Source organism: Brevibacillus invocatus (assembly GCF_003710915.1).
Taxonomy (GTDB): Bacteria; Bacillota; Bacilli; order Brevibacillales; family Brevibacillaceae; genus Brevibacillus; species Brevibacillus invocatus.
In genome coordinates this window covers 1-26887 of the sequence record NZ_RHHR01000005.1, presented here as the reverse complement: position 1 = coordinate 26887, position 26887 = coordinate 1, and the positions used below count along the sequence as shown (strand labels likewise).

General features: G+C 46.1%; 22 protein-coding genes and 3 pseudogenes. 2 read left to right on the top strand and 23 right to left on the bottom strand.

The genetic code is table 11. The annotated features are described in order from the left end of the window. Positions 1-195 precede the first annotated feature (195 nt). From EDM52_RS02260 to EDM52_RS02250, 3 genes and pseudogenes are all read right to left on the bottom strand, one after another. Positions 196-1668, bottom strand: a complete 1473-nt coding sequence (locus tag EDM52_RS02260) for a pyridoxal phosphate-dependent decarboxylase family protein (protein ID WP_122907396.1) — start codon at positions 1666-1668, stop codon at positions 196-198. Positions 1669-1977: 309 nt separating this feature from the next. Further along, positions 1978-2445 (bottom strand): annotated as a pseudogene (locus EDM52_RS02255) (excinuclease ABC subunit UvrA); the annotation flags it as partial. Between the two features lie 325 nt (positions 2446-2770). Further along, on the bottom strand, positions 2771-3397 hold the full coding sequence (locus EDM52_RS02250) for a 2OG-Fe(II) oxygenase (protein ID WP_122907408.1): 627 nt from the start codon (positions 3395-3397) through the stop codon (positions 2771-2773). A gap of 296 nt (positions 3398-3693) precedes the next feature. Here EDM52_RS02250 and EDM52_RS02245 point away from each other — a divergent pair, with 296 nt between their 5' ends. Then, positions 3694-4575 carry a metal-dependent hydrolase gene (locus EDM52_RS02245; RefSeq protein WP_122907395.1) on the top strand — a complete coding sequence of 294 codons (882 nt, stop codon included), beginning with the start codon at positions 3694-3696 and terminating at the stop codon, positions 4573-4575. A gap of 385 nt (positions 4576-4960) precedes the next feature. Here the strand turns inward: EDM52_RS02245 and EDM52_RS24450 are convergent, their stop codons facing one another. From EDM52_RS24450 to EDM52_RS02155, 17 genes and pseudogenes are all read right to left on the bottom strand, one after another. Beyond that, positions 4961-5347 carry a methyl-accepting chemotaxis protein gene (locus EDM52_RS24450; RefSeq protein ID WP_183184772.1) on the bottom strand — a complete coding sequence of 129 codons (387 nt, stop codon included), beginning with the start codon at positions 5345-5347 and terminating at the stop codon, positions 4961-4963. A gap of 116 nt (positions 5348-5463) precedes the next feature. Then, positions 5464-5664: a hypothetical protein gene (locus EDM52_RS02230; RefSeq protein WP_122907392.1), complete on the bottom strand. Its 201-nt coding sequence runs from the start codon at positions 5662-5664 to the stop codon at positions 5464-5466. A gap of 13 nt (positions 5665-5677) precedes the next feature. Next, positions 5678-6253, bottom strand: coding sequence for a hypothetical protein (locus EDM52_RS02225; protein ID WP_122907391.1), 576 nt, complete (start codon positions 6251-6253; stop codon positions 5678-5680). A 488-nt stretch (positions 6254-6741) separates the two neighbouring features. Next, positions 6742-7395 carry a YczE/YyaS/YitT family protein gene (locus tag EDM52_RS02220; protein WP_122907390.1) on the bottom strand — a complete coding sequence of 218 codons (654 nt, stop codon included), beginning with the start codon at positions 7393-7395 and terminating at the stop codon, positions 6742-6744. Between the two features lie 874 nt (positions 7396-8269). Then, positions 8270-8458, bottom strand: a pseudogene (locus EDM52_RS25065) (spore germination protein); the annotation flags it as partial. Between the two features lie 412 nt (positions 8459-8870). Then, positions 8871-9452 carry a TetR-like C-terminal domain-containing protein gene (locus EDM52_RS02210; RefSeq protein ID WP_122907388.1) on the bottom strand — a complete coding sequence of 194 codons (582 nt, stop codon included), beginning with the start codon at positions 9450-9452 and terminating at the stop codon, positions 8871-8873. A gap of 66 nt (positions 9453-9518) precedes the next feature. Continuing rightward, positions 9519-10034, bottom strand: coding sequence for an MFS transporter (locus EDM52_RS02205; RefSeq protein ID WP_245996448.1), 516 nt, complete (start codon positions 10032-10034; stop codon positions 9519-9521). A 286-nt stretch (positions 10035-10320) separates the two neighbouring features. Continuing rightward, complete coding sequence (locus EDM52_RS02200; RefSeq protein ID WP_122907386.1) at positions 10321-11235, bottom strand: hypothetical protein; 915 nt, start codon at positions 11233-11235, stop codon at positions 10321-10323. Positions 11236-11646: 411 nt separating this feature from the next. Beyond that, on the bottom strand, positions 11647-13341 hold the full coding sequence (locus EDM52_RS02195; protein ID WP_122907385.1) for a thiamine pyrophosphate-binding protein: 1695 nt from the start codon (positions 13339-13341) through the stop codon (positions 11647-11649). Positions 13342-13439: 98 nt separating this feature from the next. Beyond that, positions 13440-14103: pseudogene (locus EDM52_RS02190) on the bottom strand (AMP-binding protein); the annotation flags it as partial. Beyond that, positions 14103-14570: a hypothetical protein gene (locus EDM52_RS02185; protein WP_338068279.1), complete on the bottom strand. Its 468-nt coding sequence runs from the start codon at positions 14568-14570 to the stop codon at positions 14103-14105. The pseudogene EDM52_RS02190 and the gene EDM52_RS02185, both read right to left, overlap by 1 nt. Positions 14571-15015: 445 nt before the next feature. Beyond that, positions 15016-16629, bottom strand: coding sequence for an amidohydrolase (locus tag EDM52_RS02180; RefSeq protein WP_122907384.1), 1614 nt, complete (start codon positions 16627-16629; stop codon positions 15016-15018). Then, a complete protein-coding gene (locus EDM52_RS02175; protein ID WP_122907383.1) occupies positions 16626-18053 on the bottom strand; it encodes an amidohydrolase family protein in 1428 nt (475 codons plus the stop codon). Before EDM52_RS02175 ends, EDM52_RS02180 begins: the two co-directional genes overlap by 4 nt. A 33-nt stretch (positions 18054-18086) precedes the next feature. Beyond that, on the bottom strand, positions 18087-18815 hold the full coding sequence (locus tag EDM52_RS02170) for an amino acid ABC transporter ATP-binding protein (protein WP_122907382.1): 729 nt from the start codon (positions 18813-18815) through the stop codon (positions 18087-18089). Positions 18816-18851: 36 nt separating this feature from the next. Next, positions 18852-19505 (bottom strand): amino acid ABC transporter permease, encoded by a 654-nt coding sequence (locus EDM52_RS02165; RefSeq protein WP_122907381.1) that lies wholly within the window; start codon positions 19503-19505, stop codon positions 18852-18854. 47 nt (positions 19506-19552) lie between these two features. After that, on the bottom strand, positions 19553-20380 hold the full coding sequence (locus EDM52_RS02160) for a transporter substrate-binding domain-containing protein (protein WP_122907380.1): 828 nt from the start codon (positions 20378-20380) through the stop codon (positions 19553-19555). 34 nt (positions 20381-20414) lie between these two features. Next, positions 20415-21365 carry a dimethylarginine dimethylaminohydrolase family protein gene (locus EDM52_RS02155; protein WP_245996444.1) on the bottom strand — a complete coding sequence of 317 codons (951 nt, stop codon included), beginning with the start codon at positions 21363-21365 and terminating at the stop codon, positions 20415-20417. Between the two features lie 420 nt (positions 21366-21785). Here EDM52_RS02155 and EDM52_RS02150 point away from each other — a divergent pair, with 420 nt between their 5' ends. Continuing rightward, positions 21786-22250: a hypothetical protein gene (locus tag EDM52_RS02150; protein WP_338068278.1), complete on the top strand. Its 465-nt coding sequence runs from the start codon at positions 21786-21788 to the stop codon at positions 22248-22250. A 76-nt stretch (positions 22251-22326) separates the two neighbouring features. Here EDM52_RS02150 and EDM52_RS02145 read toward each other — a convergent pair whose 3' ends face one another. The 3 genes from EDM52_RS02145 to EDM52_RS02135 all read right to left on the bottom strand — a co-directional run bounded on the left by EDM52_RS02145 (position 22327) and on the right by EDM52_RS02135 (position 26775). Beyond that, entirely contained in the window at positions 22327-24156 is a 1830-nt protein-coding gene (locus EDM52_RS02145) for a UbiD family decarboxylase (protein WP_122907379.1), read from the bottom strand. Positions 24157-24302: 146 nt separating this feature from the next. Then, positions 24303-25733: a dihydrolipoyl dehydrogenase gene (gene lpdA, locus EDM52_RS02140; RefSeq protein ID WP_122907378.1), complete on the bottom strand. Its 1431-nt coding sequence runs from the start codon at positions 25731-25733 to the stop codon at positions 24303-24305. 19 nt (positions 25734-25752) lie between these two features. After that, complete coding sequence (locus EDM52_RS02135) at positions 25753-26775, bottom strand: dihydrolipoamide acetyltransferase family protein (protein ID WP_245996442.1); 1023 nt, start codon at positions 26773-26775, stop codon at positions 25753-25755. Between the last annotated feature and the right edge of the window lie 112 nt (positions 26776-26887).

Sequence of the window (26887 nt, the reverse complement as noted above, 5' to 3'; positions counted from 1 at the left end):
GAATGTTCGTAGACAATACTAGAAACCTAATAAACTCAACCGTCCTAAAAAGACGCCAGATTACACCCATAGGTGGAATTGGCGCCCTGCTTCTTTTGTATTCAAATCTAATCATGTTCCAACATAACACTAGGCTTCCGCGATAAAAATGGAATGATAGATTTTCGAATCTTGAAAGGAGTGCTTCCAGAAGAACTATAGATTCTGCTCAGACCGTTCGGATATCTCTTCCAAATATTTTGTTCTTGCTTCATTTAGCAATTGCATTAATACCATAATATCTTCTTCTGTCGTATCGTAGTTCGTAATACAAGCCCGCAGCACTGGAACCTTGTTTATTTCGTATACGGATATCCATGCCAGCCCTGACCGTAATATCTCTTGACAAATAAATGATGCGAAATTCGATTTGAATGTTGATTGAGTATTGGAATCCGTAAAGCATACGACAGGCAATGCGGTATCGTTGATAACCTTCCAGTTGGAGCAAGCAAGCTCCCTGCGCAACCGATTGCCCATCTCTGTTTGGTGCTGCAAGATGCTGCGATAGCCTTCCCAACCAACCGTCACAAGTGATAAATATACTTTCAAACCGATAAACCTTCGTGACCATTGAATGGAATGGGTGAACGGATCAATGACATCCAGATCAGCCCCTTCTTTCGGCATATAATCTGCCGTGATGCTGAAGGTTTTATGTAAGATGTGCTTATGCCGTGTGATATAAATTCCGGCTCCCATCGGGACAGACATCCACTTATGCGCGTCGAAGGTAATGGCGTCAGCTCGTTCAATGCCACGAAGTAGGTCCCGTAGTTCTGGAATAAACACAGCGGCTCCACCGTACGCAGCATCCACATGCAGCCACAGTTGCTCACGTTCAGCCAGATTTGCCATTTCGTTAATGGGATCAATCGCTCCGGTGCCGGTCGTTCCACCCGTCGCAAAGATGAGAAAAGGCGTGTATCCAGCAGCGCGATCCACTTGAATTTGATGATGAAGCGCATGAACATCTAGTTGCATTTCAGAGTCCGTCTTAATCATACGAAGGGAATCCGTACCCAGTCCACAGGTACGCGCTGCTTTTACCAAGGAATGGTGGCTCTCAGCAGAGGCATACATTACGGGATGCGTGGGGAGCGACCTCAGCCCCTCTTTGGCATAAGAGGGAAAACGGTGAACGAGTGCGGTCAGTACGGCCGTCAGATTTGCTTCCGCTCCCCCCGTTGTAAAAGTTCCGTCAGCTGCCTCTGCTAAATATCCGAATTTTGAAGCAATTTCTTTCAATACATAGTTCTCCATTTCGACCGCTATAGGCGCATGGCTCCAGGCTGCAAGCTGCGGATTGAATGCTGCAGTAATCGTGTCCGCCATAATTCCCATGAAGTTGGGCCGCGGATTAAACAGGCCGAAGTATCGCGGGTGTGGCGTATGCACCTGGTATTGCTTTAATCCCTCCAGAATATGATTAATCGCCTCGCGAGCGCTGACGGGATGCTCAAAAGATAATCTACGCGCGTGTTCTGCAACCGCATCCACGCTGAGTTCAGGAGAGACACGAACCCCGCGTATGTACGTCAGGTAGTCATTGATTTGTTCCAACAAATAGGTTCCAACGTCCATGCGTTCATCCGTATCAAGATTAAGAATTGAATTATGCTTCATCATGTGGAAATGCAGCCCCCTTCATCCTTAAAAATTCCATTGCTGACTCAGATTATACGCTCACAAAACGCGGGTGTACGGATTTTCGAATGAAACCGCAATATATCGAAACAATCTTTTTCAACTAGGTTGAAGCGGAAATTCGAAGCCCAGGTGAGTTTGCAGCCCTGCCCTATCATACGAAAATTTAATTTTTATTGGCTCTCCATGTCATTCTAAGGCATTACCAATCTCTTACATGATGAAAGTGTTGATTCTTCATTTCAAGTATCTTCCCGTGATCGAGTGCTCCGCATGGATGATCTGTGTCGGGAAGCTGAACAAGCCTTGGTTGACCTTGTTTGCAGAAGCGAACGCTTTGCGCACATCCTCCATGATGCCCGTGTAGGTCGCGGGATTCGAGCGAGTTGACACTCCTACTGCCGATTGGTCGATAACGATAGCATCCGGATGCTGGCTGAGGAATACATCGTTAATCAGCGTACTCTTCCCTGAGCCGGCAACACCGGTAACGACTGTCAACACTCCGGTTGGGATATCAACACTCACGTTCCGCAGATTATGCAGCGTAGCATCCTTGAGAGACAGCTTGCCGGCAGGCTCCCTACAATCCTGCTTCAGCTGGAGCGGCCGCATCATATGAGTGCCTGTCATTGTACCTGACTCCACCAAGCCTTGGAAGCTTCCTTCATACACGATGGTACCGCCGCGGCTGCCGGCGTGAGGCCCGACGTCGACAATATGATCCGCGACTTTAATCACATCGGGATCATGTTCGACGTTGAATATATCTTAATGTGCAGCAGCTCGAATCTAGAATTTGCCACAGAAAATTTTGCAAGAATTGATCAGAACAAAGAAGAACCTCCCGTCCATTTTGGACAAGCGGGAGGCTCTTTGTTTTCTACCTCTATGCACTTCTGCCAAATTGTGCACAAAATCATACACGACTTCTCTTTTAAGCACCTAAGTTTTCAGCAGGGTCGAGTTTACACTTATAAATACTTGAAAAACCTTTGTCTGCCAAGCATTTACAAATGTAAAAGGAGTACTTCGCCAGGTTCAGCTTCTTCACGCAAAAACACTCCCCTTCCCTAGCAACTTGCTAACGAAATTGTTGTTTGCGCATCCACTGATTGGCTACCCATTTTTCACCACGGATTACGGGTAAACCGCAATGTAAGGTCAGTTCATTTAATTTTGGATCGTTATAAAAATATTCAAAGTATAGAGCAGAACCTTTTACTGGCTTAACGGAAATTTCCAAGTTCGGAAATGTGGTCTCTCCGCCTTCCTCTACATCATTCAGATACATGATCAAGGTACTGATTCGATTATTCTGACTAGAAGGGTGGTTGTGTCCGAAAAAATCATAATGGGCTTTAAATTCCTGGCTAGGTGCATAGTGTAAGACTTGGAGACCTTCTGCATGCGATAGAGGTACATGCATCAAGCTTGATGTGCGTTTCTCTATTTCGATGATAAGTGGGCTTTCATTTGCTTCAAAAAAAATCCCGGAGCTCGTACGAATTGGACTGATTTCTTTATTCGCTAATTTCGATCTTTTCATCCGAGGTGCAGCTGCATCAATAAGCGCCTGACATTCTTCATCACTTAATACATTTCCAAATCTCACAATTAAAGGATCTTCATGTAAAATTTCGGCAGTAATAAGGAGATTGTCAATCGGATATACGGATTGTACGGGCAAGATTGAAGTTTCCTGGATCATCCATTGCATCACCATCCTACTCTCACGTGTTTGGCAAAACCATTACATTCAAAACATGTATAAAAAATCTTAAACACTTAGTGTGTACACTATTATAAAAGTAATTATACTATTTGGGTATATCTCAATTTAAAAAATTTTTGGTAAAGAAATCATGGCTAATCCTGTTCTCATTCGGGTTAGACAGAAATTACACAGCATGAGAAAATACTTACAGCATCTTCGCTATTTAGGTACAATCTGAAATGCAATAGAATTGTTGGCACGTGCACATTGTCATACAGCGAGGAGGAAATATGGATTCCGTTACACATACGCTCTTTGGATTAACCCTATACGGTGCTGTGGATAAATCGACGATGACCAAAAAGGAAAAACGGGCATTACTGGCTACTGCCATTGCTGGTTCACAGATACCGGATATCGATGTCATTTCCTCCTGGTGGGACACAACTGGTAGGTACCAGATGTGGCATCGGGGCATTACACACTCGTTGCTTATGGTACCGGTTTGGGGTGCTTTGATCGCTGTAAGCGCCAGGGTACTCTTCCGCGTTCGAGGTTGGTTTTGGTTCTTATTTGCCATGCTGGCTGTTTGGATTCATAATACGAGCGACATTTTTAACGCTTGGGGAACGGGTTATTTCGAGCCTTTTTCCTCTGCTCGGTTAACATTCGGAGCAATACCGATCGTGGATGTGGTTTTCTGGCTGCTCATGGCAACCGGATTGCTCATCACTCGATTGGGACGAGGACGCTTTCCATCCCATCGCGTTTTCCGCATCGTATGGGCGCTGATGGCCGTGCATGTCATGGCGCAATCGGTGCAAGGGGCTGTGTTGGTCAACAGTGTCAAAGCAGACTTTGAACAAACTACGCTTACAGCCGATTTCATCCCAGGGGTATTTACTGTCGTGGGCAAGCGTGATGAGGAGGTCCAGCTTTTGCGCGGATCAGTCTGGTCAGAATTGAAACCAGTTGCAATCCTGGAATCCCGGGAGGATACGGATTTGCAGCCGTTGTTCGCCCAAAATCCCAAAGCCAAAACCTTATATGAATGGTCTCCTTTCGTAGTCATTGTAAATGACGAGGAGCGAGTGGGATTGTATGATCCCCGTTTTTATCGAAATGGCGCATCGTTTTTGTTTGAGTATATGGAGAAGCCGATGATGAGGTAGCGCAATATTTGTTTAGTCTACAAGAAAGATCTAGCTGTGAATGTATCCCCTGTAAACGAATACAAGGGTGTGAAGCTTCTCACACCCTCTCCCCAGTCCTCGCTCACTCGTTTAAGGTATCAGACAGTTCCGTAATTTGCTGTGCTGTCTGCAGATGTAGACGGGTCATCTGGTAAACTTCTTGCATACGTGTCGAGGATGCTTTTGCAATATCGGAAATGGTATCCGCAGAGGCTGTGACCTCCTCTGAACCAGCCGACATCTGTTCTGTTGCGGCAGAAAGCTCTTGAATTTGCCGAGTAACAAAACGAAACTGATCAACAACATGATGAAAATAAGACTCCGTCTGTTCCGATAAGGAAATCCCTCGCTTTACTTCAACTTCTCACATTTTCATCTTCTCACTGATAATGCTTGATTCATGTTGAATGTTATAGAGCAGTGAAGCGATTTGATCGGTTGCGGAAGTCGATTCTTCTGCTAGCTTTCGTACTTCGCCGGCTACGACAGCAAATCCGCTTCCATGTTCGCCAGCCCGTGCAGCTTCGATTGAGGCGTTTAAAGCAAGTAGCTTGGTCTGGTTGGCAATCTGAGAAATAGAACGTAGGACTTCCCCAATTTGCAGAGAATATCGGTTTAAAACAGAGACAGATGCGTTTGTTTCGTGTGTGACTGAAGCAATGACCTGAACCTGATCTTTCATTTCGTTAATCGTTACGGTTCCGGATTCAGCTTTATCCAGGGCTTGTTGAGACGCCGAGAAAATGTTCATGGACCCTTCTGAGACTCGCTGAATAGCAACTGAAAAATCCTCCATGGAGCGTGCGCTTTCCTTTGCACTCAAGTACTGCGTTTCTGCTCCTTCTTTCACTTGTTCGACCGATTCTTCTACGTTGCGTTGTGGTTTATTTGAAGCAATTGCTTCGATTTCTGGGTGAATTGCTCTGTAGAACGAACAAGTTGATCGGCGACTTCCGTTACATTGGAAGCAATGCCATGAATGATTTGATTCAAATTTTTGGACATTTTCACCATTGCATGGTAGGCTTGACCGATCTCATCTGAGGACCGGACAGGATTCGCTTGCAATAGAACACCAGCTTCAGCCAGATTGCCGGATGCTATGCTTCCGCACTGAAAACGATAAGCCGTAGTGGTCGAAGCGTCCGGGAAATGAACCATACAATAACGACAGTGGCAAGCACGACAGCCCAATAAACCCAATAAAATACGGGATGCTATCTTCAATAACAGAATCAGCAATATGATCGACTGCGGTAGCTTCCGTATCGATACCTAATACTCCGATAAACTTCCCCGTCTCGTCTTTGACTGGCGCGTAGGTGGAAATATACTTGCCATATTGAGGATTATCGATCACGGGAGAGCTAGCCATTTCTCCATTCAACAACCGTTCCACTGCCTCGGCTGGTATATCGGTCACTTCATTGATCGGTGAAGCAGAATCGGAATTTTTTGGCTGTCCGTCAATCATCAGCAGTGGCTGGTTAGCTTCATCAATTCTTACGAAGTAGACGTAAAGCGCCCTTATGCGGGTTCGGTAGTGATCCAGTTCTTGTCTGAGATTCCAGTATAATTCCGTCTCTTGCGGATCCTTTAAAAAGTCTGCATAGGGTATGGCATCCATTTCATTGACGTAGCTTTGCGCTAATTTCATCCCGTAGCTGGCTATTGCCTTTTCGCTTGAAGACTTTGCATTTCCGATTTGTGAAAAGATGTAGCCGATTGAAAGTAATAAAATGAAAGCGATAATATAGGCAACGAGCTAATACTGTAAAAGATTCACATGGATATTCCTTTCGGCTTTATTTTACGATTCGTGCTATTTCGAATTTTTCTAGTCGAACCTCTATCACTAGGAAATTGCTTTAACTGGGTAAATATCTCAAATACTCCCGAGATTTTCAATATGTTGGATCAAAATTTAGAATATTTTATGTGTAATTCATCAGGAAAACGAAACGGCAAATACAAGAAAACCGCTCAGGACACGAGTTGATCCGTGATCCGTAAGCGGTTTTCTATTCTTCATTGAAATGAAACCAAATTACTCATTACTTCCCATATAGAACGAAACATGAGGCGGAACCATCCTGCCTTTTCCAGCCTGAAAAGGGGCAGTCAGCGTGGTGGCCATACAAAATTCTAATCAACTAGATTGGTTCCTTGTGCTTTTCCGTATGGTTTTGCCATTATTCGTTCCCACAAAGGGATGAACTGCTTGATTAACGGTCCGATCGCCAGAGCCGTCACCAGAGTCCCCAACGAAACCGGTCCTCCGAGAAAAAAGCCGAACAACGTAACCGTGCATTCGATCCCGATTCTCACATTTCCGATACCCCAGCCCATTCGTTCATGTAAGGCCAACATAAAGCTGTCGCGAGGACCCGCCCCGAGTCGTGGCGAGATATACATTCCCGTTCCGAATGTATAGATCAGCAGACCTCCAGCAAACATGGCGACGCGCTCGATGACGGTATCACCAACGGGAAACCTTTTTAGCCACAAGAATAAGTCGATGAACAGCCCAAAGAAAATCATGTTTAAAAACATGCCGACTGTAGGCTTTATTCTGCCAATTGCGTATGATGCGAAAATAATACTCAGACCCATGATTTGCGACCACATACCGATGGTCAAACCAAATGTCTTTTGTAATCCGATATGCAGCGTATCCCACGGAGCAACACCAACATTGGCCTCTATCATCATGGCAATCCCATAACCCATGACGGCCAATCCAAGCATAAAAACAATGTATCGAATGGTAAGCGGATGAAGCAAGAATTTCTTACCCATGATTTCCCCCTATGGGGGTGTTCTGCCCCCTATTTTATTGTCCTTCTCTGGTCTGATATGGGGGTGATTGAGCGAATGCTGCATGTCCTCTCACAACGACTACCGGCAAGACTAGACTATTATTCAACAAGATCACCTACTTTCCTACCGTCTGGATGAACCACCATGAGGAGGATTCAGATTCATGTACTCGGTTCTATGATTATTCATCAAGTTACTGGATTTGTCTACGGCTTCAATACATATGAACCCGCCAGCCTGATCACCAGTTTGACTAGCTCATGGAATCCGTTGGGTACAGAATTGCTGCAGATGTGATGGATTCAAGAAAAAATCGTATACATAAAAAAGCTCTTGGGAAGCTGTCTATCATTTTCCCAGGAGTAATGGTCTCATAGAAATGTATTATCATCTTGAATTGCCAATAATGGACATGATCTGCTGCTGTTGTTCTTTCAGCAGTTTCTCATACACGAAATGAACTCATGATTTCTCCTGTACTCCCTTTTCCCCTTCGGAAATAGCTCTCCCTCTCCTGAGTAACAAGGAAGCAGCCAACAAGAGTAAAGGCACAATCACTCCGTATGTGGAGACGTACGATAACCAGGTCATCTTGTTGTACTCAATGGAATGCACGATATTCGGATGCACCAGTAGAGATAGCACAATCAACAATACACCCATGGGGAGCACCGGATATCGATAGTCTTTTACATGCAAGGTTTGGGCAAGACCTACCACCGAAGCATAAAAATAGCAAGCTGACTTGGATACGTCTGTCGTTGACAGAGGTGGGAAAAATCATTAACAGAGCCACAGTCGGCAAGGAAAAGGTGCTAACAAAAAATATAGTTGCTCTGAGCAGCCCTTTGAAATCAATGTCGATTTGATCCAGACGAGTACGAACCTCTTTAACCACCTTGTCATTCACGATCCCCTTGATGTACATGATGGCGATTTCGGTTTTTGTCACACGCCCGATCTGTTTCGTTTCCAGCCAGAGGTTCGGATCTTTGATTTTACGCCGTATCAAGGAGGTATTCGTCCGAAGCGTCTCAGAGAAGGCCTTTGCTGTAAGCTTCTCCAGCAGCTGTTGTTTTTTCTCTTCCTGCTTCGCTTCGATAGCCGCCTTTAACTGCTCCAGGGTCAATCCATCTGGAGTCAGTCCCAGCTTGGTCGCTGCTTCAATCGCTTTATTCCATTTTTCTTGTTGCTTTGCTTCTTTATTGGCTTTGCGAACTTCTTGCTTCACCGATTTATCTTGCGTTGCTTCCGCTCCTACAACACTAGCTCCTCCGAGAAGGAGTGAAACGGCCAGGAAGGATGATACCAATTTTTTCATGCTGGATTTCCCCTTTACATTCAGAATGACTGTTGTTTACGTGATTAACTATAAAATAGATTTGTGGGAAAACGATGAGATTTTGGAAATCCAGCTGAGAATCGAATTTTTGGTTTCAGTCATCTGAGCGTATTCACCCTTTGTCCTGACTCTCCCAGCTCTGCGGCTTTAAGAGATAAGAAAGCTGCTCATTCATGAACTCAGGACTGCGAGTGAATCCATCCTCGCTCCACTGGATCAGCAGACCCATGATCGCATTTGCCTGATAAGCAATCAGAAAAGAGAGATCTCTTTCACCTAATGAATAGACCGACGTACTCTGCCCCATCAGCTCTTTTATTTTTTCAAACAGTGAATAGTAGTACGATAACGACGATTTGCGATCAAAAACAACCTCATAGAACTGCTGATATTTCTTCACATGATGAAAGATCCGAATGGTCGAGGGGTCGAGCTGATGCGGAACCAGACGGGAGACATGGCGATATGGCTCGTAATACGACTCCTCCAAATCCTTGAGAAGATGCTGAAGATGTTCGTCAAACAAAGTTGCGATGTCCTTGTAATGCAAGTAAAAAGTGCCTCTATTGATGGACGCCTCACGACAAAGGGTAGACACGGATATCGATTCGAGTGAACTTGTTTTTAACAATGCCAGGAGCGCGTGATGCAGTGCTTTTTTTGTTTTGATGACGCGTAAATCATTTTCATTCATTTGCTCTGTCCTCCTGGTATTGAACAAATATCCGTTCATTTGTTCAATATTTTCGTGTAAAAAGTATTATAGTATGACCAGATGCAGTCCATATTTGTCTAAAAGCATACCCGCAAAAGCTCCAGCCAAAACCAAAGCGATTTGGTTTTGAACCTCCAGTAAAGAGTTGATCGTCTTGTAGTGCTTTTGGTCAGATGTTTCCTGAACGAAGGCGGTCAACGTTGGTTCGTGAATCTGGGACATACAAGTAGTCGCAAAAAAAAATAACAACCAGCATCCATTCGTGATACATTCCCCAAAAACCCCAAACAGCCAGGATGGATATAACCGTACATCCCCCAGCTGTTCCATTTGTAGAATCGTTTTACGGGAGAATCGGTCAATCCATGTACCCAAATATGGCCCCATAAGTAACGTCAGAATAGAAGAAATCAGCATGGTAGAGCCTAGCAAGCTAGCCGAGCCAGTCGATTCTACCAAATACCAGGAAATCCCGATTATGGTCATCCCCTGGCCAGATCCAGAAAATAAATTGGAAAAGAACAGCTTGCGAAAATTGCGATTGCGAAAAACCTCTTTCACATTCGTCACTCCTCTATGATTTATGGGCGATTTTTTGGCCCTATAAAAAACATAAAGGAGCCAAATGATTAACGAGATGTTTCCCATTAATCATTTGGCTCCCAGTATCAGAGTGCGCTTGAGAACTTGTTAGGTTTTACATAAGGAAGTATAGAACTTATTTCGTCCTTGTACCAAATCCGGGAAGAATTATTTACACCGATTCTCCTACCAAAACATGATTAAATCCGAGAGTTTTTCACGGTTGTATAACCCATATAATCATGCTTACCTTCTTCATAAACCTTCACCCTTCAGATGAAGAGAGCGCACGGAAATCATACATTTCTTGAAGTCTGTTCTCGTAATCGAGCTGTTCAGGTGTTGATGTTGCATAGATCGCGACATCGAACAAGTCATTCGGATCCTCTTCAATGCCGTCAATTCGATTGACGAGTTCTTTTTGGATTTTATCGGAAAAATCATGCAGCGGACGAATCGATGTATTTCTACCAAAGCTCCGCTCTCTGTCGGGTGTTTGACCGTCTACTCGCACCGCGTATTCAGTGAGTGCTGGGGCGTAAAGATTGGCGTCAACGTCAAAATCTGTGGGATCGAAGCGAATATGCTGTTTGGGAGGGCCTTTGTAGCCTTTTGCCAGACTACCGATATAATCGAGTTCCAGGGTGTGATCCTTGTTGCGAATAAATGCCTGTTTTTCCATCCACTCGTGAAGCTTTGCTTCTGTGGATGGCCAGAGTGCTTCTATCACCGTATTGATCTCTTGGATGGCAGTGTGCCACCGCTTGCGCCAAATTTCAGTGCCTTGTTCGTGAATCTCGTCATCCGTTTCACCAATTTTGTGACGCCGTGCAATGCGTTCGATTTCTTCTGTCATGTCCAGGATTTCGCTCTCCATATCCACGACGAACAGGAAAAAATGATTGAGATCATCCAGGTACCCCGTATTATCCAGCTTGCGGTATTCGGTCTTGTACGCTTTTGTCTTTATCTTGATCTCTTTGAGAATTTCTTTACGACGCTCCAAATCGATTGCGTCTTCAACCTCTGCCATAACGTTTGGATAGGTTTTTTCCAAGAAATGCAGCCAGCTGTCCAAACGATTATAGGCCATTCGGAAGGTGTCTACCACGGGTGCGTCATCCGCTCTTTGTCCACCGAGATAAACACCGTTTACGCCCTCTGATTCATCCGGGTTCACTTCCGGATTCCGATGGTCGTCTCCATATTGATGAAAGGTATCCGTCCGCCTTGCAGTTTTTGCAGCTGGGCAACCTGGCTATTTCTCCCTTCAGTTTCGCGAGTTGAATGTTTCTCAACGCGAGAAGAGTGCGGCTTAGTGTAGGTATACATACAACATCTCCTTTCGTCAAAAATCATACGATTCTATGTATATTCATTAAATTCTATCATAAATGGCATTTAATAGTAGGTTGTAGTCATCGCTTCATCTTCATTTTTTCTACATATTCGTATGCTACTCTTTTAACGAAAGTCATTAAGGAGGCCAACGCATGCGAAAAGACGTGATTCCGAAAAAAGAGGTAAAAGATCCATCCCGTTCATCAGGATGGATCCTTTACCTCGACTTGTATCTTAGTCTTCTAAAAGACTAGTGATTTCCTGCATCCATGCCTTTTAGAATTTTGGTGTGCGGCAAGACAGGGGCTGTGCACATGATTTCCACCACCGAGGTCGTTCGTGAAGACAAAGCTTGCCGAATGCTTGGTTCCAGTTCTTCAGACTTGCTTACCCGAATGGATTCCACCCGGCATGCTTTCGCCAGAGCAGCATAATCCGGATTGGGAATTTGGGAACCAAGCGTATCTAAGCCTTCCACTATCATTCTGTTTTTTTCCATCGCGTAGGACTGATTATTCATAATGAACAATGTAAGAGGAAGTTTATGCGTAACCGCGGTGATCAGCTCCATAATGGAATAGGCTACTCCACCATCTCCAGCCACGCTGACCACCTGACGGTCAGGCATAGCCAGCTGGCAAGCAATTCCTGCTGGTAAACCAAATCCAAGCGTCCTCCACGTTCCAGAGATGATCAGCTTCTGGCGTTTCAATTGAAAGATCCGTTCAAACCAAACAGTATGGTCACCTACATCAAGCGTGATGACGGCATCATCGTCGATACACTTTTGCAAAACCGAGAAAGCGTATGCGGGTGAAATGGAATCAGTCGGAGATACAAGCTTGGACTCTTCTTCTATTCTATTGTTCCACGCTAATTTTTTCTTTGAAATTTCTGCGACATACTGCTCGTTTTTCTTTTGCCGCACATGAGAAGTTAGCTGAGAAATAACTGTTAAGAGATCACCGACGACAGGTGCAGCTACTGGATGGCTTTCACCAATATTTTCTACGGCAGCATCGATTTGAACGGTTTGCACCGTCTTTGGCACATAATCCGATGGCCACCAGGTTGCGCCGAGGACAATGCATAGATCTGCCTTCGCCAAAAGCTCCCGAGAAATCTCTGTCCCTGCATGACCAAGACCGCCTATAAACAGCGGATGATCATTAGGTACAAAGCTTTTTGCAGGCATGGTTACCATCAGCGGCGCCTGAATTTTCTCTGCAAATTGTAGGGCGTAGCTTTGTGCAGATTCGATGCCGCGGCCTGCTAAAAGTATCGGTCGTTTTGCTTTGTCGATCAGCTGAGCTGCCTTTATGAGTTGTTCCGGACTGGGAGTCGCAGGAGTTGTTTTGATGGGCAAAGGAAAGAAGCTGCCTGTGACAGGTAGCTGCCAAATCTCCTTTGGCACGGAAAGATGAGCAACACCGCCCTTATGCAGTGCTGTTTTCCCTGCTTTATTCAGCAGCTTCGGAAATACATGACTATCGGCAACCAATGAACTGAATTCTGCAAGAGGCTGAATCAAAAGCTGCTGATTGATATCCTGCACACCACCCAAACCAATAGCTGTGCTTTCTACATGACCGCTGATCAGCAATAATGGAACGCGATCCGCCCATGCATCCGCCAAACCATTCATGATCGATGCCAGACCAGGGCCGCTTGTGCAGGTACAGACCGCAAGCTTTCCGGTCAGCTTGGCATCTGCAGACGCCATGATGGCAGCGTTTGTCTCGTGGCGGCATGCGATATATGTGATCCTGTTCTGTTTTCCCAATTCGTCGAGCAAGAATAGATTGCCATCTCCAATTACACCGTAAATGCGCTCCACTCCCCAGAGAGTCAGCTGCTGTACGAGATGTTGGGCTACGTTCCTTGCACTTGTACTGTTTTGCCGGGTCTTGCCCGTTTTTGCTTCCATTTGCGCTACTGCATCCATTCTTTTACCACTCCTTTCATCGGTTACTATAAGGAATGGCAAAAGATTTTATACTTTGGTCGAATCAGGGCAGTGAATCGTCTTCACTGCCCCCGTTTTTATCTCCTCAAAGATCGTCTCAGAATTTTCCCTGTACTATTCTTGGGCAACTCTGCCACGATTTCGATCTGGCGCGGTACTGTACTTCACCAGTTTATCGCGGCAAAAATCGACGATCTCTTCCTCCGATACCGCCACTTCTTTAAAGGCAATAAACGCTTTGACAGATTCGCCATGGATCTCGTCAGGAACCCCAATCACGGCGGCTTCCATAATGGCAGGATGCTGATACAGCACCTCCTCCACTTCGCGAGGATACACATTGTAGCCATCTACCAAGATCATATCCTTCTTCCGATCGACGATATAGACATAGACTTCCTCGTCCATACGGGCCAGATCACCAGAATAGAGCCATCCATTTTTCAATGCCGCTCTCGTATCCTCGGGAAGACCGAGATACCCCATCATCACATTTGGTCCCTGTACAATGAGTTCGCCGACTTCTCCACGCGGCAATTCATTCCCTTCCGGATCGACCACCCTGTTGGTTACACCCGGAATGTCAACTCCCACAGAGCCCGGCTTTCGGATTCCCCGAATTGGATTGAAGGCTGTGGCAGGAGCCGCTTCAGATAGGCCATAACCCTCCATGACCTGAACCCCAAACTTTTCATCGAATTGATGCAGCAATTCTACCGGCATTGAGGCTCCGCCGGAGACTACTTGGCTTGAAGCCTTACCCTGCCGACACCCTCTTCGTCGATCTCAATATGGGTTCCAAATGGTTCACTCAAAGCTTTCAGACTCTCCATGATGTGCGGAGATGTACTTTTTCTTGGCCATCCCATGCGGTGAACAGGCAGTTCATACCCCAGTTCGATCGGATGCAGCTCGATTTCCAATAGTTCCCCATCCTGCATTTTCCACAACGGGATGACCGCTTCCCAAACCTCGCGATGTACGCATAGACCCCGCGTATAGTTCGCGCTCATCGCCTCCAGTGCATCTGCGACATTATGATTGTGACTCAGACCGTAATGCTGGTAGAAATCGGCTGGCTGGCTGGTTACGGCTTCGGTTTGGAAAACAAAGTCACCCAGGCTGTAAAAGATCGGCCGATTTTTATAAATCTCGATTCTTCGCAACAAGTGATTTTGGGGTTTATTATACTGGCTGTCTGATTGCAAAAGGAAAAAAAGCCACCAGTCAACGGAGGCTGGCGGCTGTATTTTGGTTCATTCATGTGCATTATTTTCGAAGCATTGAAGGTGGAGACATATACGTCAACCGACTTTGTTTGATGCCCATCGAGATTATACTTTCCAGCATCTTTGATCGACGACTAAGATAGGTTGGGGAATGAGAGACAGTAAACCTTCTACCTCTCGTAAAAGCTTCAATTGATCCCTTTTCCATTGATTTAGGGATTTCATGCACATACCCCCTCGTCGTAAGTCTTTCACGAATGTCTAAATCGAGATTCTATCCCTTAATGTTCTACGAAAAAGAGTGTTGACCTTTTACGAATATGGATGCCCTGATCAGCTTCATGAATCAAACAATCCGCCATGCTATCTCTGAGAAGACGAGATTAGCTGGCGGATCGGAAGTACACGTGTCTATTATTTTACGTCATACCGTACTGGGATTCTTCTCACGCTGATAGCAAATCTCTCCACCAATGATGGTCATTTCAATCTCAGTGGTCAAGATTTCATCTACCTCAATTTCTAATAGATTTTTCGAATATACTGTCATATCCGCATACTTTCCTCTGCTGATGGTTCCCTTGACTGCTTCCTCATTGGTTGCCAGCGCGCCTCCATAAGTAAACAGGCGAATCGCCTCTTCCACGGATAGATTTTGCTCGGAATTATAGCCGTCGTGAGCGTCTTTTGGTGCACGTCTGGTGACGGTAGCATGAATCCCCAAGAGGGGTTCCAGTGGTTCGATAGGAGCATCAGAACCACCTGCACACATAATTCCTGCTTCTAGCATGCTTTTCCAAATGTAGGTTTGGGATGCCCGTTCTTCGCCGATGCGATCCGCAACCCAAGGGAAATCACCTACGACAAAGCGAGGCTGTATATCAGCGACAATGTTCGGTTTTTTCAGTCGCTCCAACAAATCTGGACGGAGCAAGGAGGTATGAATCATGCGATCACGGTATTCGACCGGTTCGAATTGATCCAATGTATCCAATACCATCGCCAGCGCTTCATCTCCAATGGTGTGCACAGCTATCGGCATCTGGGCATCACGAGCTTCCTTGAAAAGCTCGTAAAGGGTTTTCGAATCGTGAATCTTGCTGCCGTAATTTTCTGGATCATCCGTATAAGGAGCGGATAAGTATGCGGTTCGTCCACCAAAGCTTCCGTCGGCAAAGATCTTCACAGCTCCGATTTGCAAGGTTTCATTTCCGTATCCTGCGTGCATTCCACGCTCCACCAATCGCTGTACATGAGGATAATAAATGAGAAGATTACAGCGCAAACCAAGTTTTTCCTCGTTCAGGAGCTCATCGTACAACTGCCAGGTCTGATCCAATCCACCAAGCCCACGCAAATCCTCTGTATGGACACTGGTAAGCCCGCATTTCATCGCATATTGGATGGCTTGTCTCAGCAAGTCCTTCAGTTGTTGGTAAGTCGGCTGCGGAATATGCTTTTCCACAATATCGGCCGCCGTTTCCAGCAGAAGCCCTGTCGGTTTTTTGGTTACAGGATCAAGAACGACGGTACCTCCCGATGGAATCACCATCTCTTCTGAATAGCCAGCGATTTCCAAAGCCTTGCTGTTCACCAGCGTGACATGGCCACATACTCTAGGCAAAAAAACAGGACAATGTGGAGACACTTCGTCTAGCTCCTCGATCGTAGGCAAGCTTCCATCCGTGAATCGATTCTCATCCCAGCCCCTGCCCTGCACCCATTCATTTGCAGCCGTTTGGTCAGCGCGTGTTTTAATCGCTTGTAAAAGCTGATGCTTAGAAGTGATAGGTGTCAAGTCGAGATTCTTAAAGGTCATGGCAATCGAAGAAAGATGCAGGTGACTGTCAATCAAACCGGGTGTGACCATTTTCCCTTCCAGATCTCTTACGATCGCCTCTGGTCCACCCCATTGCTGCAGCATGTCCCGCTGGTCTCCAAGGTCGACGATTTTCCCATCCTGGACGACGACGGATTCTGCTGTAGGCTGAGCGGGATCAAACGTGTAAAACCTTCCGTTGGTAAATATCGTTGTCATAGGTACCCGTCCTTCATCATTTGGTAAACGTCGCTGTGAGCAGCCATGATGTCTTGCCCGGAGCGACGGCTGATCCGTTCTGCTGCCTGTTGTGCTTCACGGATTGCTTCTTTCTCATTCACCGTGACTAGCTGATTTTCCTCCATGATGAACTGACCATCAATGATCACCGTCTCCACTTCATGACCTCTCGCGGAATAAACGAGGTTGGGAACGATGTTTCGGATCGGATCCGTGAACACAGGGCACAATGTGGGGCTTTCCAGATTCACGATCAGAATGTCTGCCTTTTTCCCTTTTTTCAGGCTGCCAATCTCATGATCCAGTCCGATGGCTATGGCTGATTCAATCGTGGCCAGCCTCAGGGACAACCAAGCAGGAAACGCTTTTGGATCGGAGCGCTTCACTTTATTGAGGATGGCGGCAAATTTCATTTCATTGAACATGTTGTTGCAGTTGTTCCCAGGTGCTTGATCCGAACCAAGAGCGGCCTGACCTCCTGCTTCGAGGAAATCCATGATGGGTGGAACTAATCCATCAATAATTCCGATGCTGCCTGCACAGTAAATCATCGAGGCACCGCGTTTCGCGACAAGGTATGTCTCGTCTTTGGTAGCTTCAGTCAAATGGACGGCCATCAGTCTGGAATCCAGATAACCCAACTCATCCAGAAACGGAATCGTACGCTTGCCGTATCGCTTCACCATTTGATCGATTTCCCTGTCGCCTTGGGCAACGTGCATATGAATACGCGTGTCGTATTTCTCTGCCAGCGCTTTTACCTCTAGCAACAGTTCAGTTCCCATCATGTCTGCCCCTTGAGGTCCAAATAGGCAGGTAATTCTTCCGTCACCTTGCTCGTGCCATGTCTCAAACAGCCGGATGCTTTCCTGCAGCCTTTGATTTCCCAAAGCAGTGTCAAATGGGTACAAGTCTCCCACAGGCAAAGTCCCGATATCGTCCGGCAATTCATTGATCGTTTCGGCTACTCTTGCTCGCACTCCCGTCTTCACATAATGCGAAACGATGTCATTCATATTGTGATCGTAATCGCAGAAAGTGGTCGTCCCTGCCTTGATCCCTTCAATGATCGTCACCAGTGAGCCTGTCAGGGCATCCTTTTTATCAGTATTTTTGATGAACGGCCATAACCCTTTTTGCATCCAATGGGACATGTCCTGCGCCATTCCTCTGAAGATGGAGAGCCCTGTGTGAATATGAGCGTCTATGAGTCCTGGCATGACCAGCTTTCCGGTTCCATCGATCAATCGGTCTGCCTGATAAGCAGAGAGTATATCAGCAGACGGTCCTACAGCCAGAATCATATTCCCCTTTACTGCGATCGCACCGTTCTGTACCATGCCTACTCCCTTGCCTTCCATCGTCAAAACAAAGGCATGGGCAATGATAAAATCCGCTTTCACAGCAATGCCCTCCACTTTTCACAAGTTTACAGCTTAATGATTCAACACTTTGGAAAGAAAGTCTTTTGCCCGTTCGGTTTCGGGATTGGTAAAAAATTGTTCAGGCGGTGCTACTTCCACAATCTTTCCATCCGCCATAAAGACGATTTGATTGCAGATTTCGCGGGCAAACCCCATCTCATGCGTCACCACGACCATCGTCATCCCGGTAGAAGCCAGTTTCCGTATAGAATCGAGCACTTCCTTGATCATCTCCGGGTCGAGCGCAGAGGTCGGCTCGTCGAAGAGCATCACCTTGGGGTCCATGGCCAAGGCGCGTGCAATGGCCACACGCTGCTGCTGACCACCGGAAAGCTGCCCCGGATACGAAGCGAATTTGTCTCCCAGTCCGAGTGAGGTCAACAGGCTTTTCGCCTTCTCTTCTGCTTGTTCCTTTTGTATTTTTTTCACTTGGATGGGGGCAATCGAAACGTTTTCGACAGCAGTCAAATGCGGATACAAATTGAAAGATTGAAAGACAAAGCCGATATCGGTACGCACCTTGTTGATATCGGTCTTACTGGCGTGCACGGATGTGCCGTCCACCACGATTTCTCCTGCCTGGATCGTCTCCAAAGCATTGATACTGCGGATTAGGGTGCTTTTTCCAGCCCCGCTTGGTCCAATCAAGGCGTAAATATGCGATTCTGGAACCTCTAGGTTAATGTCTTTCAACACTTGAATAGGTCCAAAGCTCTTATTGACTTGTTTGATTTGGATCACAGTCGGGCCTCCTTTTCACATGATAGCGCGGTCCCGTTACTCGGATACCCGATAGCGACGTTCGATTAGATTGATCAGTTGAGAAAGGAAAAACGTGACGACGAAGTACATGATCGCGACGAACGTCCATACTTCCAATGCACGGAATGAAGTCGCCACGACATTTTTAGCGATCAGCGTCAAATCCACCACCGAGATGACCGAAACCAAGGATGAATCCTTGATCAAGGTAATAAACTGGGAAGCCATCGGAGGGACTACCTTTCGGAAGGCTTGCGGCAGGATGATAAAGCGCATGGCCTGGATATAGCTCATCCCGGACGAGCGTGCCGCCTCCATTTGACCGCGTGGAACAGCCTGAATACCTGCACGGACGATTTCGGCGATAAAAGCTGCAGAGAACAGCCCCAACCCGACAACCCCTGATAAGAAAGGCCCCATCTTGAGAAATTTGCCCAGGACAAAATAGATCCAGAACAACAGGACGAGAAGAGGAACTCCTCGGACAAATTCCACATAGCAGACCGCGATGAATGAAACAATGCGATTGCGGGAGATGCGGCAAAGGCCCAAAATGATCCCAATCGGAATGCTCACGAGTAAAGCGCACGCTGATATTTGCAGCGTGACGATCAAGCCATCCAACAAAACATTCCAATGCTCCGAAATAACACGCCATGAAGTGCCCATTTAGATCAAACCTCCTAAAGTCCGCACTCATTCACACATCTTGGCGGTTAATAATTATCTTGTTGAACGTTATTAATCCATTCGTTGGATTTGAACCATTTTTGGATAGCTGCCTGATCAGCTGGTCCATTTCGGTAAGAAGCCAGGAACGAATTCATCCACTGAATGGTCGCATGGTCGTTCAATGGAAGTGCAATGCCGAGGTTTTCGCTGGACAAGGTGTCATAAATACCTCTGACCGAATCGCCATTCATGATTTCATAGACCGCGATGCCTGGTTCATCAAAAATAACTGCATCTGCTTGGTTTTGTTTGACAGCCAGAGCAGCATTGGCAAATCCGTCAAAATCCATCATTTGCGCATTTTGGAACAATTGCTTGGCGAGAAGCGCACCTGTAGTCCCTTGAGCTAACGCAATCTTTTTGTCCGGTTTATCCAAATCCTTCCATGTCTTTGTGGCCGAATCGGATTTTGGTACCATGATGATCTGGCCAGCGGAGTAGTACGGATCGGAAAAGCTCACAGCCAGCGCACGATCACCACGGATGGTCATGCCAGAAATAACCATGTCGATATCCCCTGTTTGCAGGGCAGGAATTAGTCCACCAAACTCAAATTCTTTGAATTCCACTTCAACCTTCAGTGCCTCGCCAATGGCTTTGCCCAAATCAATGTCATAACCGACATTCACACCTTGTTTATCCTTCATTTCAAATGGGAAATAGCCCGGAGAAGTACCAATTATCAGTTTGTTTCGATCCACAATTTTTTGTATCGTAGACGGTCCTGTTGCCCCACCGCCTCCTACTTCCTGCGAACATCCGGTTACGAACACCAACAGTATGGCCAACCATAAAAACGCCATTTTTTTCATCTGATTTCCCCCTTTAGAAATAAAATGGAACAACCTAGGACTTGTCTAGCGGATCGCGGCGTAGAAAAGCTGTCATGCAGTGAATAGAGCCCCATCCTTTGATAATTTCGTCCATGGGTGTCTCGATCACGGTGATACCTGCTCGCTCCATCTTTGCTTTTGTCTCGGGATTGCCCGCTGGCATGACGACTTTTCCCGGTTCCAATGCCACAAAATTGGTGCAAAACGTTTCCTTCACCTCGGCTATGTCGGTAGCCTCAATCACCGTAAAATCTCGGTCCAGCAAAGGTTTCACGACATCGTAAGGAACTTGCCAAGGGAATAACACCACGGTTCGTCTATCTGCGATGTTCAACAAGCCGTCGATATGGGCGTGTCCATACGGGATCGGAAAGCGAATGATATCGGTAACTCCAATGTTTCTCAGCTCAGCTTCCACCTGTGCGGCCCCTGCTTCGTTGGCGCGAGCGCCAGTCCCGATAATCACGGTGTGACGGTCGACCCACATCGCGCAGGCCCCATCGAAGAAGCCGTCCCCGTTAATCGTTTTGATAATGGGAACTCCTAGTTTTGCCAATTGTTCTGCTACATATCGTTCCTCACCGCGCCTAGCCTCAATGGCAGGTCTGCAAACAATGGCGCCTTCGGGTGTTGTAACAACCAAATCCCTCAAGTACAAGGCATTGGGCTTGTCTTCTCGCATATTTTCCACATAATGTACTTCGATGCCATGCTCCCGATAGATATCTGCCAAGGCGTCCTGCTGTGCACGTGCCCTCTCTGGATTCATCGGGGCTTTCCAGCGAAAGTCAGCGTAGTTGCTTTCATTGACAATCTCAATTTCTCTGCCTGGTCTTCTCATCAGGACGGAACGCAGGGTACCAACTTCTGAGTCGCAATACCAATTGCCCCATAAATCAGGCATATCCTCTGAAAAAACCTTTTCTGATGGAAACCAGCGCTCTCCTTGTACGTTTACATTCATAATGAAAATGTACTCCTCCTCTTCAAGATAGGATGGATTTATATAAACCACCAAAACATGGGTTATATATGTTAAGCTTGATGGCGATGGTGACTTAAAGCTACTAGAAGTGGTACAGCTGATGGGTGCAAAGACGGTAAAAAAGAGTGATGTGGGGAATAAGTGGATAATAATAAGTAGAGAGTAGTTCTATTTTATTTTGAAGTATAATAACAGGCAAGTAAAAATATTCAGAATAAATAAAATTTATAAGTGTAATGAAATTTACTTATAGGTTTCTCACAATGATTCTCAGCTTCGTAGATGTAAAAATGTTCCTAATAGGGTGCCTAAGATAAACGAACGGCAGTTCAGCGAAAAAAAGGACATGAGTCCGGTACGATCGCGATAACCTCTCACGAACGCACCTGGTGAAAAACCATGCTGGCTCATCCGGCCGCCGCCCACGCTTTTACGACGCAAACACGGGAGAAGCTGAACAAGATTTTAGAATCGGATAAGGTTTTTGACTTGTCGGGAGCATTTGCAGAAAAAGCCAAAAGCTTGGAAAAGCAAATCTATCATCCCCTCCTGCGCAGCTTTCGCGATCTCCTGCTGAGACGACAAGGAATTTCTATCACCTATACCAATAAAAACGGAAAAACCTACCTGGATCAGTCGGGTTTCCCGTATAAACTTGAATATTCAATGGTTAAACGTGAATGGTATTTGCTTTGGTACCATTTCAGATTGAACACCTTCATGGCTACCCCAATGACTCGCATCCTGCATGTCTATGAAGCTTTTGTCGATGTACAGGAGGGAGCGGATACGATTTTCTCGGGAGACGTATTCAAGTGGTTCAAGGAGAGCAGCTTCAGCAAAGGATGTATGAAACCTCCGTAAAAGCTCTTCAGCGTTACGGTGTGGATGTTTAGGAAAAAAACAAGCTAGCTGTCTCGTGCAGCTAGCTTGTTTCGTTTTACATCCATCCACCGAGTACGGCTCCTTTAACAAAGAAGCGCTCGATGTTCTTCTCCACAGTCGGATCTGGAATGAGGGGTGGTGCATGATGCGGCTTGATCCGAGCATCGATGATGACAGTATCACAAGCCCAATGCTTGAATTCGTAGTAGCTATTGACTCCGTAAATATCATGGGAAGGATTGCTTCTGGTAAAAGTAGCCCATAGAAAGTTTTTGAGATTCGCACTCATAAATGTACTGTCATCGCACAGAATGATCATCGGACAATCAGCGAGCTCCCCTTTTTCCCGAAGAGCATCGCACAGCTGCTGCAATTCCTGCTGCTCCACCTTGTAATCTGTAAAAGAAGGAGCCTGCAATGCAACTACACCTGGCATGACGAGCCGTGCATTTCCATAGCTACGGATTTCCTTCAAAGCTTCCGGTACTTCTGTGCACAATTCCCGTTTTTTATCTCCATAGGCAGCAAAGACAACCTTGCTTCCGCTATTTAAACCTGTTCCCGAATAATCCAGCGTATCGATGGTCGTATTGGTGTAAAAATGGATATCTCGTCTCAGATCGATTCGCTCCAATATATAGCGCAGAAAAGCTTCTTCATCATGCGTAGTGATCGGCTGTTGATCTTCTGCTGTAATGAACAAAAACTTCGCCAAACTCAGCTGTCCGGTTCCGAGAATTCGATTGGCGATCGTGAGAATTTCTGTAGGCTGCTTGACTGGCTGATACGGTGTATAGCGCTCGCTTCCAATCGCAAAAAGCAATGGATGTACACCTGCTGCATCGACTGCATGTACTTCTTTTACACCCGGAATTTCCTGTCTGACTGCATCGCCTGTCAGCTCATGGATCAGCGCTCCAAAAGAAGTATCCTCCTGAGGCGGTCTGCCCACAACCGTAAAGGGCCAGATGGCATTTGGTTTCGCGTACACTTTATGAACCTTCATGACAGGAAACGGATGAATCAAGCTGTAGTAGCCCAAATGATCGCCAAACGGTCCTTCCGGTTTGGTTTCTCCCGGATGAATTTCTCCTGTAATGACAAAATCCGCATCGTTGCTGATGCAATAACCATCGATATAGCTGTGCTGAAAACGACGACCACCAAGCAAACCGGCAAAAGTCAGCTCACTCATTCCCTCTGGCAGTGGCATGACGGCAGACAATGTATGCGCAGGTGGTCCTCCGATAAAGCAGCTCACCTTGAGCGGAACGCCCATACGGTTTGCTTTTTCCTGATGCACGCCGATGCCGCGATGAATCTGATAGTGCAAGCCAACTTCCTTATTCATTTCATACTCGTTGCCAGTCAGCTGTATACGGTACATGCCCAGATTGGAATTCATGATTCCCGGTTTTTCCGGGTCCTCTGAATACACCTGTGGCAAAGTGACAAAAGCACCGCCATCCATCGGCCAGCTTTGGATCAGTGGCAGGTCGGTGATTTTAATTTCTTGCGCCGTTACTGGCAAGCCCGTTGATTTTTTTGCAGGAAGTGCTTTTAATGCAGCCATTCCGTTCCCAACCTGCTTCAGCGGGCTGCGCAATGCTTTCATCGGATCATTGCGCAACGCAATAATATTTTCGGCAGCTTGCCAGGTTTGACGGAATATGAATTTGCTGCGTTCCATCGTACCGAACAGGTTGGATACTGCGCGAAATTTAGAGCCCTTTACGTTTTCAAACAACAGGGCAGGACCATTCGTTTCATATACTTTTAAATGGATCGCCGCCATCTCCAGATACGGATCTACTTCTTCTTTTATTCGAACCAAATGTCCATTTTTCTCCAAGTCGAGAAGGCATTCTTCCATATTGCTGTACATTTCTGTGGCTCCTATCTTAAGAGTCTACGAACGCTCTTCTTATTTTACCAATACTTCTGCTGCTTTCCCACTATGCAGTGATAGTAGGATTGAGAAAGGGGCTTTCTTCACCATAACGGCTGTTTAGAACATCCTATTATTTTTATCTAGTCATTTTTGTTTAGCATATGAATGGCGTGACCGAGGACTCCTTCAGCTGCTTCTTGCCACATTTCACTGAGGGTCGGGTGCGCATGAATAGTCCATGCGAGATCTTCTACTCGTGCAGCCATTTCTAGTGCCAGTACACCTTCTCCAATAAGATTGGAGGCGTCTTCTCCGACAATATGCATACCTAGCAGCATATGCGTCCTAGCATCAACAATCACTTCAGCGAAACCATTGCCTGCTCCAGTTGTGATCGCCCTGCCGTTTCCACGATACGGAAAGGAAGCAGATTTTACCTGGTATCCACGCTCAACTGCCTGCTCCTTTGTCAAACCTACACCTGCAATTTGAGGTTCAGTAAAAATGACGTATGGGACGTACGGCGTATCAAAGCTGCTAGGTAGTCCTGCGATGCTTTCTGCTGCAACAACACCTTGCTTTGCTGCTCGATGCGCCAACGCAGGACCTGTGGTCGTGTCTCCAATGGCAAAAATATGACGCTGATTTGTTCTTCCCGTTTGATCCACTGGAATGTATCCCCGTTCATCTAGGTCAATGCCTGCTTGCTTCAGTCCGATCTCATTTGTATTGGGTATACGTCCTATCGTGATGAGTGCTTTTTCGTGAACAATAATTTCTTTGTCCCCCTTTTCTGAGCAAATCATCACTCGTGCAAATCCGTTTTCAACAGTGATTGCTTCCACTTTTGAGGATGTTTTTATTCGCATCCCCAATTTTTTGGCGTGTTTGACGACGTCTTGGGTCAGATGAGCAGAAACCTGTGACAGGATTCGCTCAGCCGCTTCGATGATAGTCACCTCAGTGCCCAGCTTGGCAAATGCCATACCAATCTCCATTCCGATGTAACCGCCGCCAATGATCGCCAATGATTCCGGAACCCTATCTAATTGCAACACATTGGTTGAGTCGAGTATGACTGCTCCATCCGTATGTAGAGGTGACGGAATGTATGGACGCGAACCAGTAGCGATGATCGCATGCTGAAATGTAAAACGTTCAAAATCTCCATCCGTCTCCACGCCGATCCGATCAGAGGACAAAAATATAGCGTTCCCTTTGACGATCGTCACTCCGTTTGCTTCGCACAGTTGTGTGACCCCTTTTTGTAATGTTTTGACAACATCCGATTTCCAAAACTTCCAGTCCGGCATTGAAAAAAAGGCGTTACCTTCTGGTAGATGGATTCCCAAACTAGACAATTGGGACAACTGGTGATATTGTCCTGCAGCATGGATAAGCGCCTTGGATGGAATACACCCTCGATTGAGACATACGCCACCCATTTCTTCTTTTTCTATCAGCACAACCGATTTTCCCAATTGACCAAGCCTGATCGCAGCAGCATAGCCTCCTGGTCCCCCACCGATAATGACCACGTCTGTTTCAACAGCAATCTCTCCTACTACCATGGCGTTCAACTCCTATCCACTACATCATTTCTGCAAACAATACATGGGGATCTTCCAACAATTCCTTGATTCGATTCATGAATTTGACAGCAGTCACCCCATCGATCAAACGATGGTCAAAAGAAAGGGACATATTCATCATCCAGCGAATGACTCCCTGATCTTCTCTTACAACCCAACGTTTCTCCATTTTATGCAAACTAATAATGGCCACTTCCGGGTGGTTAATGATCGGCGTAGCATGCAGGCTGCCTATGGGACCTACATTGCTTAACGTAAACGTTCCTCCTGTGATTTGGTCCAATTTCAGCTTTCCATCACGCGCCATTTCTGCCAGATGACCGATCTCCTCTGCCAATTGGAATAGACTTTTACGATCTGCATGTTTGATGACAGGCACGATCAGGCCTTCCGGCGTATCCGTTGCGATGCCGATATGATAATCGTACTTTAAGACGATTTCCTGTTTAGCATCATCTAGGGATGCATTAAAGATAGGAAATTCTTTGAGTGTAATGACCAGGGCTTTTATAAAAAACGGTAGAAATGTGAGTTTTACACCACGTTTGTCTGCATACGCTTTCATCCGGTTGCGTGCATTTCGGATCTCGTCCATTTCCACCTCATCATAGGAGGTGACATGCGGAATATTCGTGACGGATTTCATCATTTGTTCCGCAATTTTTTTCCTCATTCCTTTCAGCGCAATACGTTCTTCCCTTTTGGTTGAAATTTTTTCCGAAATCTCAGGTAGGGACGAAGATAAATCTGGGTAGTTCGTACTTTTGACTGCTTTGGTCGCGCCTTGTTCTTGATTCACAAAAGCCTTCACATCTGATTCTGTTACGCGGCCCGCCGGTCCAGTCCCCTGTATTTGATCCAGATCAACATTCTTCTCACGTGCCAGTTGACGTACATAAGGAGTGGCAAGCGCACGGTACGAGGTATGGATTGTATGAGCGGACTCTTTCTTTTGACCTTCATCCGACTGCGTGCTTGGGCGAATATTTTCTGGAGTTGAATGCTGGTCGTCTATCGTCAACAACCGCTCTCCCACTTGAACCAGCTCGCCTTCTTCACAATATATTTCCGTTCACTAGCGTTGCATAAATCTTTTCACATCATTAAAAATAACCATAATCTTCTGTATTCAA